The 12,432-nt window shown below is 46.3% G+C and carries 12 protein-coding genes; 5 read left to right on the plus strand and 7 right to left on the minus strand.

Features of this window, described 5'->3' with window-relative positions; genetic code table 11:
- Nucleotides 1-123 precede the first annotated feature (123 nt).
- Entirely contained in the window at nucleotides 124-1,293 is a 1,170-nt protein-coding gene (gene lpxB / locus P253_RS03615; protein ID WP_016658192.1) for a lipid-A-disaccharide synthase, read from the plus strand.
- Here the strand turns inward: lpxB and P253_RS03620 are convergent.
- A complete protein-coding gene (locus P253_RS03620; protein ID WP_016658191.1) occupies nucleotides 1,283-2,221 on the minus strand; it encodes an AraC family transcriptional regulator in 939 nt (312 codons plus the stop codon). The two genes, lpxB and P253_RS03620, sit on opposite strands and share 11 nt — an antisense overlap.
- A 192-nt stretch (nucleotides 2,222-2,413) precedes the next feature.
- On the opposite strand from P253_RS03620, the gene P253_RS03625 reads away from it, so the two are divergent.
- Nucleotides 2,414-3,619, plus strand: coding sequence for an alkane 1-monooxygenase (locus P253_RS03625; protein WP_016658190.1), 1,206 nt, complete (start codon nucleotides 2,414-2,416; stop codon nucleotides 3,617-3,619).
- 75 nt (nucleotides 3,620-3,694) lie between these two features.
- On the opposite strand, the gene P253_RS03630 is transcribed toward P253_RS03625, so the two are convergent.
- From P253_RS03630 to P253_RS03650, 5 genes are all read right to left on the minus strand, one after another.
- Nucleotides 3,695-4,198: a GNAT family N-acetyltransferase gene (locus tag P253_RS03630; RefSeq protein WP_016658189.1), complete on the minus strand. Its 504-nt coding sequence runs from the start codon at nucleotides 4,196-4,198 to the stop codon at nucleotides 3,695-3,697.
- A 115-nt stretch (nucleotides 4,199-4,313) separates the two neighbouring features.
- On the minus strand, nucleotides 4,314-5,513 hold the full coding sequence (locus P253_RS03635; RefSeq protein ID WP_016658188.1) for an acyl-CoA dehydrogenase family protein: 1,200 nt from the start codon (nucleotides 5,511-5,513) through the stop codon (nucleotides 4,314-4,316).
- A gap of 26 nt (nucleotides 5,514-5,539) precedes the next feature.
- Nucleotides 5,540-6,835, minus strand: a complete 1,296-nt coding sequence (locus P253_RS03640) for an acyl-CoA dehydrogenase family protein (protein ID WP_016658187.1) — start codon at nucleotides 6,833-6,835, stop codon at nucleotides 5,540-5,542.
- A gap of 224 nt (nucleotides 6,836-7,059) precedes the next feature.
- A complete protein-coding gene (locus P253_RS03645) occupies nucleotides 7,060-8,433 on the minus strand; it encodes an ABC1 kinase family protein (protein WP_005177645.1) in 1,374 nt (457 codons plus the stop codon).
- A 165-nt stretch (nucleotides 8,434-8,598) separates the two neighbouring features.
- On the minus strand, nucleotides 8,599-8,904 hold the full coding sequence (locus P253_RS03650) for a hypothetical protein (protein WP_005177647.1): 306 nt from the start codon (nucleotides 8,902-8,904) through the stop codon (nucleotides 8,599-8,601).
- 197 nt (nucleotides 8,905-9,101) lie between these two features.
- Between P253_RS03650 and P253_RS03655 the strand changes: the two genes are divergently transcribed.
- From P253_RS03655 to aroC, 3 genes are all read left to right on the plus strand, one after another.
- Complete coding sequence (locus tag P253_RS03655) at nucleotides 9,102-9,479, plus strand: lysozyme inhibitor LprI family protein (protein WP_035363079.1); 378 nt, start codon at nucleotides 9,102-9,104, stop codon at nucleotides 9,477-9,479.
- 168 nt (nucleotides 9,480-9,647) lie between these two features.
- The gene (prmB, locus tag P253_RS03660) at nucleotides 9,648-10,658 is read left to right on the plus strand and encodes a 50S ribosomal protein L3 N(5)-glutamine methyltransferase (RefSeq protein WP_016658185.1); all 1,011 of its coding nucleotides are present in this window, start codon (nucleotides 9,648-9,650) and stop codon (nucleotides 10,656-10,658) included.
- Between the two features lie 14 nt (nucleotides 10,659-10,672).
- Nucleotides 10,673-11,764, plus strand: a complete 1,092-nt coding sequence (aroC, locus tag P253_RS03665; protein ID WP_016658184.1) for a chorismate synthase — start codon at nucleotides 10,673-10,675, stop codon at nucleotides 11,762-11,764.
- Nucleotides 11,765-12,128: 364 nt separating this feature from the next.
- Here aroC and P253_RS03670 read toward each other — a convergent pair whose 3' ends face one another.
- Nucleotides 12,129-12,431, minus strand: coding sequence for a cyd operon YbgE family protein (locus tag P253_RS03670; protein WP_005177656.1), 303 nt, complete (start codon nucleotides 12,429-12,431; stop codon nucleotides 12,129-12,131).
- Nucleotide 12,432: the final 1 nt, after the last annotated feature.

Below are 12,432 nucleotides of genomic sequence, written 5' to 3' on the forward strand. Positions count from 1 at the left end.
AAAAACAAAGCAGTTAAAATATAGAAAAACCTGAATTTTTTCTCAGCTCAGGACAAACAGTCGTTACAGTCACTTCAAGCAGAATATGTTAAAATTCCACGCAGCAATTGAAGGAGCAAGGTCTTGCAAAAACGAAAACTGAAAATAGGCATTGTGGTGGGAGAAGTTTCTGGGGATACTTTGGGTGCCAGACTGATCCGCCGTTTTCGTGAGCAAGGCATTGAGGCTGAATTTGAAGGTATTGGCGGCCCGCAAATGATTGCTGAAGGCTTTAAAAGCTATTATCCGATGGATATTTTGTCGGTCATGGGCATTGTTGAAGTCTTAAAAGACATTAAAAAGCTGTTTGCCGTGCGTGATGGACTGGTTGAACAGTGGAGCAAGGAGCCGGTCGATGTTTTTATTGGGATTGATGCGCCGGATTTTAACCTGCGTTTATCGAAAAGCCTGAAGCAGAAAAGTCCAAGCATTAAAACCGTGCAGTATGTCAGTCCTTCGGTCTGGGCATGGCGTCAGGGCCGTGTCCACGGCATTAAAGCCAATATTGATCTGGTGCTGTGTTTATTTCCATTTGAAAAAGCCTTTTATCAAAAATGGCAGGTTCCGGCTGCCTTTGTCGGGCATCCATTAGCGAGTCAGTTGCCTGTCGATAATAATCTGGCCGATGCCAAACTGGAACTGGGGCTGGAAGCTTCGCAAAAGCATATTGCCTTATTGCCCGGTAGTCGTCGTGGTGAAATTGAGCGTTTAGGGCCATTGGTTCTGGCAGCCGCTGAAATTCTGGCTGCCAAATATCAAAACTATCACTTCTTAATTCCCGCCATTAACGATGCGCGTAAACAGCAGATTGAAAGTTTATTACAGCATTGTGCTGCTGATCTGAGATCACGGGTTAGTCTGCTGGAAAATACCGATACAGAATCAAAAATTGGCCGTCAGGTCATGAATGCAGCGGATATTGTTGCGCTGGCTTCAGGTACTGCAACGTTGGAAGCGATGTTATTGCATCGTCCAATGGTGACTTTTTATAAGCTCAACCGGATTACCTACTGGATTGCCAAACTGCTGGTTAAAATTCCGTATTACTCGCTACCGAATATTATTGCCGGCAAAAAAGTCATTGAAGAGCTGATTCAAGAAGAGGCTACACCAGAGCGTCTGGCGCATGAAATTGAAAAGCTGATGCATATTGAAGCTGCACAAATTCAGGTGATGCAGCATCGTACCATGCATAAACAGCTGCTATCCGGCAATTGTGAAGACCCGGTAGCGGCGATTCTGGCTATTTTATAAGAGCCTGCTGAAACTGCTGCCGGTACTGGCTTGGGGTCAGGGCAAACTGTTTTTTAAAAGTCTGGCTAAAGGCGGTTTCAGAAGAATAGCCAACTTTATAGGCAATTTGCTGGATTGAGAGCTGGCCATGACGTAAATATTGAGCCGCCAGTCTTAAGCGATGTTGCTGTAAATAGGCCAGTGGCGATTCACCAACAATCTGGGCAAACAGATTGGCAAATTTTGAGCGCGACATGCAGCATTGTTCGGCCAGGGTTTCGACGGTCCAGCTTTTTTCCGGTTGTCCATGAATGGCGGTTAAAGCATTGGACAGTTCCGGATGGGTCAGGGCACTGAGCCAGTTATTAGAATCATTCAGCTGGGCAATATAATCACGCACACATTCAATAAATAAAATACTGATCAGATGATCAAGAATTTTATCGCGGCCGGGCCGGATCTGATGGCTTTCTACTGCCAGAAACTGTAAGCCAATTTGCAACCATTCCGGCGCAGTGCTGCTCATAATATGATGAATATGCATATAGTCCGGCAAGGCATTTAACAGCGGCTTGGCCATAATGCTGTCCATTGTGCCGTGCATGGCTAAAATAAATGATTTTTCACCGGATGCTTCACCAAACTCGATGGTCTGCTGGCGTTTCTGCTGAAACAGGTCACTAATATCCAGGGCATCTAGCCACTCCAGTTGCGTGCTACTTTTGCCAACATGGCTACCGCCGGAAGGAATCAGCACAATATCACCGGCCTGCGCATAGACCTGACGCTGGGTCGATAATTCCAGATATAATTCACCACTTAGTACCACATAGGCAATAATGGCGCTGTGATCCTGATATTGAAATGCCCAGTTTCCCTGTGGATTCAAATAGATAAATTCAGATTTGTTGAGATGAATATCATCAAAAATTTTACTTAAAGCATCCATATCGGGTTGATATCTTCTTATTTGAGCCTAGCTATTTGGTCATTAAGCCTGAATTTATCGTGTGATGAAAGGCCAATTTCAGGCAATGTGGGCCAAAGACGTTTACATAGCTTTTTTGGACGTTTGCAACTGTTCTCTGTGGCTTGTTTGCTGAAATATATAGATAAGTTAAGCAGGATGGAAGTGCAGGCAATGAATGCTCCGCTACAACTCACAGAACAACAACAGCAATTTTTACTTGAAAAATCCGGTCTGGCTTTAGATAAAAAACGTTATTTATGGCTGATTAGCCCATTTTTACCGGTTTTAGGCATTGGGATTCTGGCCGGTTACCAGTTTGCACCGAAACCATTTAAAACTGTATTTGCTCTAGGTGGACCACTGTTAATTCATGTGATTATTCCTAGCATTGATACCTTGGTCGGTAAAGACGAGCACAATCCAAGCCCGGAAGAAGTCAAGCTCTTGGAGCAGGACCCGTATTATTCCCGTTTGGTAAAAAGTTTTATTCCCTTGCAGTATATCGCCAATATTTATGCGGCCTATCTGGTCTCACGTAAAGAGACTTCGCTGCTGGATAAAATTTTTCTGGGTGCGTCGATGGGACTGGTTAATGGGGTGGCGATTAATACTGCACATGAACTGAGCCATAAATCCTCCAAACTGGAGCATTATCTGTCGCATCTGGCGCTGGTGCCGTCGGGTTATAACCATTTCCGGATTGAACATCCGTATGGGCATCATAAACGCGCTGCAACCCCAGAAGATCCGGCGTCTTCCCGTATGGGCGAAACCTTTTATGAGTTCTGGCCACGTACGGTGAAAGGCTCGTTTAAATCGGCAATTGAAATTGAAACCCAGCGTTTAAAACGCAAAGGCAAGAATTTCTGGTCCAAAGACAATGAATTGCTACAAGGTTGGGGCATGAGTGCGCTGTTTCATGCCGGAATGCTGGCCAGCTTTGGGAAAGGCATTGTGCCGTATTTAAGCACGCAGGCCTTTTATGCCATCAGCCTGTTTGAACTGGTCAATTATATTGAGCATTATGGCTTGCTTCGACAAAAAGATGCGCAGGGCAAATATGAGCGTACCCAGCCGGAACATAGCTGGAACAACAATAATATTGTCACCAATCTGTTTTTATATCAGTTACAGCGTCATTCCGATCATCATGCCTATCCGACCCGTCCATTTCAGGCCTTGCGACATTTTGATGAAGCGCCTGAATTGCCAAGCGGTTATGCCAGTATGTTGCTGCCGGCGCTGATTCCACCGCTATGGTTTAAAATGATGGATAAACGCGTGTTCAAGCATTATAAAGGTGATTTAAACAAAGCCAATATCCAGCCGAAACGCCGTTTAAGCCTGTTTAAAAAGTTCGGCCTGAAGGCAGATTAAGTATAGAAAAATCCATTCGACTGTTTTAGTCAGCCCTATGGTGAGTAGGGCTTTTTTGTACGCAGGCGGTTGATGTTACCCAGATTCATCTTCATTCAAAGCTCTTTCCATCCAGATTTCACAGGCATGACTATGACCGGTCTGGCCTTGTGGGGCAGATAAATGTACAAACCCCAGCTTTTCATACAATTTTACCGCCTGCCACAGTGATGCTGTGGTTTCCAGATAGCAGGACTGAAAACCGGCCTGCTGGGCAAAGTCAAAAGCGTGTTCCAGAATCTGTTTGGCAAATCCGTAGCCACGTATCTCTGGCAGAAAATACATTTTCTGGATTTCCAGGCGGCTTGGATCACCCTGCAAAGGCGCAGCACCGCCACCACCGAAAATATTGCCTTGGTCATTGGTAACGACCCAATACTGTGCGTGTGGCTGTGAATACACCGCATATAAATCATCGACCGCAGCATCGGCCACGGCAAAACCGGATTCCGGCGCCAGTCCAAATTCTTTAGAAACCTCACGAATAATACGGGCCAGTGCAGGATTGTCTTGGGCTTGAATCGGGCGTAAAAAATACATAAGCGCAGCGGTGAAAAATAAAGAGATGAATTTTATCACTAAATATTCATCTCTTGAGCAGATTTGAGGCACATCTATTGGACTTTAAATGTCGCTTGATGCTGCGTTCAATATCTTATTTAAGTTCGCTGGAGCTTTTACCCAGTTCACGCCGGGCAATAATCAGTTGCTGGATTTGTTGGGTGCCTTCAAAAATATCCAGAATTTTGGAATCGCGAGCCCATTTTTCTAGCAGCTCATCTTCGTTATAGCCCACAGCGGCGGCCAGTTCTACACATTTCAGGGTAATTTCATTCCCTACACGGCCAGCTTTGGCTTTGGCAATTGAGGCTTCTTTGGAATTGGGTTGCTTGTTATCGGCCATCCAGGCAGCTTTAAGCATTAATAAACGCGCTGCTTCCCATTCGGCTTCCATCCGATAAATCTGCGCGGTTATCTGAGAGCTGTGTAAATAGGCGGTCTGATAATGCTCATCCAGCTCGTGTTTAAAAATCTGCTTGATCCGTTCCAGGGAAGCTTTGGCACAGCCAATGGCCATGGCCGCGACCAAAGGACGGGTGTTGTCAAAGGTTTCCATCACCCCGGCAAAGCCTTTGGAGACATCAATCTCGGCATTGCCAAGCAGGTTGCTGGCCGGCACCCGGCAATCGACAAAGCTGATGGCTGCAGTATCCGAGGCTTTAATCCCGAGTTTATGCTCCAGTCGTTCTACGGTCATGCCGGGCGTGCCTTTCGGCACCACAAAAGACTTGATGGCCGCACGGCCGAGCTTTTTATCCAGCGTGGCCCAGACCACCACGGCATCGGCACGTTCACCCGAGGTCACAAAGATTTTCTCGCCATTCAGGATATAATCATCGCCATCTGCGACCGCTGTGGTGCGAATTGCCGCTGAATCGGAGCCGCAGCCGGGTTCGGTAATGGCCATGGCGGCCCAGGTGCCGTGAAAACGCTGTAACTGCTCGTCATTGGCCACCGCAGCAATGGCGGAGTTCCCCAGACCCTGACGCGGCATACTCAGCAGCAGGCCGGTATCGCCATAACACATTTCGACAATACTTAAAGCGGTGGACATATTGACGCCATTTTTATTGCCACTGGCGGTATCGCCACGTTTATTCACCGCAGCGCCGGCGTTCATGCCATCGCCACCTGCATTCATGCCATCGACCACTGAGGCCAGCATATCCAGTTCTTTCGGGTAGGCATGTTCCGCCTTATCATATTTACGTGAAATTGGACGCAGGACATTCAGGGCAACCTCATGTGCCTGATCAGTCAGCAGTTTAAATTTTTTCGGGTTCTGTAAATTCATGGGCTGTTCCTTATTTTTATGGTTATTTAGGCATGCAGGCCAGACTGGACAATCGCGGTCGCGCGCAGATCACGATACCAGCGCTCGACCGGATGTTCTTTGGTAAAGCCGTGACCGCCCAGAATCTGCACGCCATTTGTGCCAATTTGCATGGATTTTTCTGCACATAACAAGCGTGCCAGATAGGCTTCCCGATGAAAGTCCTGTCCAGCTTCGGCCAGACTGGCAGCATTCAGCACTAGCATGCGCATCGCATCAATTTCAATCGCCATATCGGCAATCATAAAAGCCACACTTTGACGATGTGAGATGGGCTCGCCAAAGGCCGTGCGCTGGTTGGCATAGTCAATACAATAGGCTTTCACGGCTTCGCAGCACCCAACCGCCATGGCACACCAGACTAAATTACCCAAATCAATAAAAGCACTATAGTCAAAATCATCATCGCCCAGACGTTCGGCTGGGGTATGCTGAAAACTGAGGGTGACTGTTTCTGTGGCCTTCAGCCCCATTGCCGGGCTTTTTTGTGCACGAATGCTGCTGTCGCGTTTCACCACAAATACTTCTGGCTGGCCATTGAATTCAGCACTTACCAGATACAAGTCCGCCGTTTCACCCAGCATTACCAGAGTTTTTTCACCCTGAATCCAGTACTGGCCCTGGCTAAAAGTGGCTTGTGTATTTAAACGCAGCGGATCAAAAGCCGGTGTAGCTTCCTGCACGGCAAAGCTGGCGCGCAGTTCCGAATCTTCTGCAAAACTGGTCAGATAACGTGACTGGATGCTTTCAGAACCCCAGCGGGTCAGGGCATTGATTACCCCAAAGGTCGACAATAAACCTGCGGTCAGGCTGAAATCCCCCTGGGCCAAATGCTCGGCCATCAGAATATTAGTGACAATATTCTGCTCGCTGGCCACGCCACCCAAAGCCTCCGGCAGTGCATAATCATTCAGGCCCAAATCCTGACTGTGTCGCCATAACACTTCGGGAAACTGTTCCAGATGATCCGCCTGATGCGCCAGTGGATAAAGCACCTCTGTGGCAAACTGCTGCATGGTATCTACCGTCATTTGCTGTTCTTCGCTCAGGCTTAAATCAAACAGGGATTTTTGCTGATGGGGTAAACGCTGTCTGGGTACATCATCGTGCTTTTGAAAAGCTTTCTGGGTCACGCTTAAGGTTTTAAAGCCGGCTTTGGCACCCTGATATAAAGATTTTTCTACAAATTTACGCAGTTTGAGCTGGTCTAAAACCTCGCTGCTGGCAAGCCGAGTGAGCAGCGACAGTCCAAATCCTTGGGCCTTGTTTACCATATTGGTCATTGTTGTTGTTCCATCATGCGGGTGATTATTTTTATGCTGACACGCGGCTGTTTAAAAAACCATGTCAGAACTGACATACTCAATTGTCAAAGATAAACGGTTGTTGCAAGATGAAACAGGAATCTAAATAGTTGCTTCTGTTTATATTTTTAATTTTTGGAAAGAGCGGGGAAGGTAGAGGATTGACCCGAATGACATTAGCTGCATTAGGGTCGGGTGTGGCTTTACTGGAATTTTTTGATCATGTCGCGCACATTGGTTTTGGCATCAATCACGGTCATAAAGGTATAAGCCCCAATAAATTTACGGCTAATAAACATAAACTCTTTCGGCGGAACACTGAAATAACGTGAAGCCATGGATTTAGAGGCCTGTTGCATCACCCGGCTATGCAGCTGGCTTTTTTTCCAGTCATAACGATGCTGATCATCCATCACACCGGCTGGTAAATCCGGGTTGTTTTCAGGACTGCTAAAGGCTTCGGTGGCCAGTAAAAAGACTTTGGCCATATCCGGCTTAATACTTTGCGGAATGGAGTCAAAAAACTCATAACCGGTCATGGCTTTCACCATCATCTCCGCGTCATGCTGATAGCCGGCCTGAATCAGGTTACGTGCGACCGAGAGCAGGTTGTCATCAAACTGGCGAATGGCACCGAAATCCAGCAGCACAATTTTATCCTGTACATCTGCGCCATTGCCCAGACGTACTAGATAGTTACCGAAGTTTGGGTCGGTCTGCATTTCGCCCCATTCAAAAATTTCCCGCACTGCCACTTCTAAAGAGGCTTCACCAAGCAGGTTACGACGTTCTTGTGGTAAAGACAGCATCACCGGACTGTTGATTGGTACGCCACGTTCAAAGGTCATGCACAGCACCTGATCGGTACAGTAATCTTCAATAATGGTTGGAACGATATAGCGCGGGTCCTGCTTTAAACGCTCGGCAAAACGGCGTGTGGTGGCTGCCTCAATCCGATAATTGACCTCGCGGTGCATCATTTCGCGGACTTCATCAAACCACTGATCAAATTCGCGGGTTTGCGGCACCATGCGGGTCAGTTTCAGCATGTTTTTAAACAGACTCATATCCGAATCAATGGCATCGGCCACACCCGGATACTGGATTTTTAATACCAGTTCCATACCATCAGATTTACGGGTGGCGCGGTGTACCTGAGCCAAAGAGGCGGTACCTAAAGGCTCATGGTCAATGGTGAGATCATTAAGTTTGGAACCTAACTGGTCCTGTAACTGGGTTTTAATCGCAGGCCAGGCCAGGGCAACAGTCTGGTTATTCAGGGTATTCAGGGCTTGGGTGATTTCTTCAGGCAGGAAATGTTCGCCGTAAAGCGCCATCATCTGGCCAATTTTAACGATAGAGCCTTTCAGTTTGCCAATTTCTGCGACCAGATAATCGGCCTGTTCTTTCATGGCTTTTTTGCGTTTCTTTTCTTTTTCTTCTTCACTGGAAAAGATTGAACCGGCGCTGGAGGCGGCCCAACGTGTCCCGGCCAGCAACGATGCCTTCGCGATCGATAAGCGTCGATCCATAGAGGAAGTTTTCAATTGTTTAAGCTTATCGTTCTGATCTGACATGTAAATTTAATCCTTCAATCAGCAATTCGCAGAAAGGTCATAGTTTAACGAATATTAACGGGTCTTAACGTATTAAAAAAGTTCAAGTTGCTGAATGTCGAGTTAAGTTTTGCATTCTCTATGAAATAGCCTAAGCAAAATCTATAAAGATGCAATTTCGCTCATTCACATCCGGAATTTAATCTTGAGGGTACTTTTTTGTTGCAGCATCTGCTTGTTTTCATCAATGTATTTTAAAATCAGGCTTTGTACCGATTCATGCAGAAAACCATGCGCATAGCCTTTGACAATAATAATGCTGGGCAGGTTAAAGAACAGATATTTGGCATCATCCAAAGTCGCATCCTGAAAAATGCCGCGTTCCACCAGCATCTGCTGTAAAAACTGTTTTTCCTGCAAGACACGCGGTGAATCGTTGTCATTCCAGTAGTTTTGACGCATGGCCAGCAGGTTATTGTGTTTGTAACTCATATCAACAGGTTCACGGGAGTCTCATAGTCAATATAAGGTCTATTTTTGCAGATTCAATCGCAAAATGGCAGGAAATTGTGAAGATCTGGAAATTCTATCCTGTTCATCGCTATAGGTTTTTTGCTTGAAGTTCAGTAATATGCTTTACATAAATTAAAACAAAGATGATCGCTGTGTTTGGCAGCAAGGGGAATATGATGCGTTTAGCATTCATCGGGGGAATGGCCTGGGCGCTGCTGGCGGGTTCGGCCTATGCGCAGGAAAGTTATTCAAAACAGTATATTCAATGTAGCAATCATGCTTATGGGCAAACATCGGTCTTGCAAAAATGTGTCAATAAAGAACTGAAACAGCAGCAAAAACGCTTAAAGAAAAGCTATAAGTCTCACTATCGGGCCAGTGGGGCACATCAGGCCAATATTGCCCAGCAACATGCGCTGTGGGAGCAGCGTTTAAAGCAGCAATGCTATCGGGGCATGAACGGTGATGTTGCCAAATTGCAGCAATCGCGTTGTACGCTGGCACAGGTGATTGATCAGGCCAATTATTATCAGAGCAAATTTATTGCCCGTTAATCCTGTACTTAGCATTTCAGGGCTTTATTCCAAATCTGACTAAGGTCGTGAAAGTTGAGATCAATTTATCAGATTGAAATCCGGCTTTTACGCACAGAGACATTATAAAAGCGTACAAAACAAGGTATCATAAGGCGTTTTAAAAAATTGACTCTGGAGAGACCTTAGGTGGATCGACCGACTATTAGTCCTGAACATTTGCAGGAAGCCGCTGAAACATTAGTCACCATTCGTGATTTTATCCGTTTTGGTGTAACAGCATTACGTCAATATGATGCACATCTAGGTCAAGGTACAGAAGATTATTTTGCTGAAAGTTCCGCGCTGGTATTACAAACCCTGTCGCTGGACTGGAATGCCGATGCAGAAATTCTGGATGCCAAATTACTGCCGAGCGAAAAGCAGGAATTTTTAAGTCTGCTGGAGCGTCGTATTAATGAACGCACGCCAACCTCTTATCTGCTCAATCTGGCCTATTTCTATGGCAAACCGTTTTATGTCGATGAGCGTGTATTGATTCCACGTTCACCAATTGCTGAACTTATCGAAAACCGTTTTGCGCCATATTGTCTGGATGAAAATGGCCAGATCGGCGAAGCCAATAATAACTTGCCGGCCAATCCAAATCCGCAAATGCCACGTCGTATTCTGGATATGTGTACCGGTTCAGGCTGTATCGCAATTGCATTGGCTTATGCTTTCCCGGATGCGGAAGTGGATGCGACCGATATTTCTAAAGATGCTTTAGAAGTTGCGGCCATTAACACCGAACATCACAACATGCAGTATCAGGTGGCGCTGCTTGAATCGGATTTATTCTCTAAAATTCCAGCAGAAAATCAGTATGATCTGATTGTGTCGAATCCACCGTATGTCGATGCCGAAGACATGGCCGATCTGCCAGATGAATTCCGTCATGAGCCAGAGCTGGCGTTGGCTGCCGGTCAGGATGGTCTGGACTTGGTGCGTAAAATGCTGGCCCAAGCGGCAGACTATTTAACCGAAGATGGCCTGATTGTGATTGAAGTCGGTAACTCTGAATGGGCCATGAAACAGAACTTTAATACCGTCGATTTCCACTGGTTACAATTCCAGAAAGGTGGTTCAGGCATTTTTGCCCTAACCGCAGCACAGTGCCGTCAATACCGCGATTTATTCATTCAATCTGTTAATTCATAAAGGAGTCGTTGCACATGGCAGGTAATAGTATTGGACAACTCTTCCGTGTCACGACTTGTGGTGAATCGCATGGTGTAGGCCTGATGGCCATTGTTGATGGTGTACCGCCGGGCCTGGAACTGACAGAAGCCGATTTACAGCACGATTTGGACCGCCGTAAGCCGGGGACTTCCAAATTTGCAACCCAGCGTAAAGAGCCAGATCAGGTTGAAATTATTTCTGGGGTATTTGAGGGTAAAACCACCGGTACGCCAATTGGCTTGCTGATTCGCAATACCGACCAGAAATCCAAGGATTATGGCAACATTGCCCAGACTTTCCGTCCGGGTCATGCCGACTATACTTATACGCAAAAGTACGGTTTCCGTGATTATCGTGGTGGTGGTCGTTCCAGTGCCCGTGAAACTGCGATGCGTGTAGCTGCCGGTGCGATTGCCAAAAAATATCTGGCAGAAAAATTCGGGATTCTGATTCGTGGTCATGTGACCCAAATTGGTACAGAAAAAGCGGAAAAGCTGGACTGGAATGAAGTGCCGAATAACCCGTTTTTCTGTGGCGATGCCGATGCTGTGCCACGTTTTGAAGCGTTGGTGACTTCATTACGTGAACAAGGCACCAGCTGTGGCGCCAAACTGGAAATTCTGGCCGAAAAAGTACCTGTGGGCTGGGGCGAGCCGGTATTTGACCGTTTAGATGCCGATATTGCCCATGCCATGATGTCGATTAACGCGGTTAAAGGCGTAGAAATTGGCGATGGTTTTGCGGTGGCGGAACAGTTCGGTCATGAAACCCGTGATGAACTGACCACACAAGGCTTCCTGGCCAATCATGCTGGCGGTATTTTGGGTGGTATTTCCAGTGGTCAAACCATTCGTGTGGCGATTGCGCTTAAACCAACGGCGTCTATTACCACACCGGGTAAAACCATTACCATTGACCGTGAAGATACCGATGTACTGACCAAAGGCCGTCACGATCCATGTGTGGGTGTGCGTGCTGCACCAATTGCGGAAGCGATGCTGGCGATTGTGCTGATGGATCATTTCTTACGTCACCGTGCACAAAATGCCGATGTGGTGGCGCCATTTGCACCGATTGAGCCTTAATTATCCCAGATTAAAGAAGCCGGACTGAATGTCCGGCTTCTTTTATGGCGATAGGTTGTATCCGTTTGAAATTTCCTAAGAAAATACCACGATCAATGAGATAAATACAGAAGTTGATTGAGCTTGAATCTAAATATTAGTTGCTTTATCACCACCTTAAATTAAGCATCCACATAGACATCAATTCAGATATAAATAAAAAGCGGGGGTTGGATAAAAATAGATTTTAATTTTTAAAAGAGATCGGGCTGATCTTTTTTAAAGGATGTGGGAAATCATCTTGTGATGAAATTGTGCTGATCCCATTTTGTATCAGAATGGATCTCCCAGAAATTAAAAAGCTCCCCGAAGGGAGCTTGTTTCATCAAGAAAAGAACCAGGTGTAATAGCCCCAGATCATTAATGGCCAGGCCACAAATGGACTAAACAGCCATTTCCACAGCCAGAAACGTGGGACAAAACCAACACCATGGATAAATCCGCCGGAAATGCCAATCATGATGTACATCATGGCACTGTGGCTGTAATTGCCATCGGCATCCAACATGGCAGCTGGATGAAGTAATAATACGGCTGCCAATGGAAAGGCCAATAAGCAAGAAATGACCATCGCAAGTTTATTCGGTTTTTTTTCGATTACTGGAGTTTCCATTACAACCTCTGTCATG

The organism is Acinetobacter indicus CIP 110367, assembly GCF_000488255.1.
Classification (GTDB): Bacteria; Pseudomonadota; Gammaproteobacteria; order Pseudomonadales; family Moraxellaceae; genus Acinetobacter; species Acinetobacter indicus.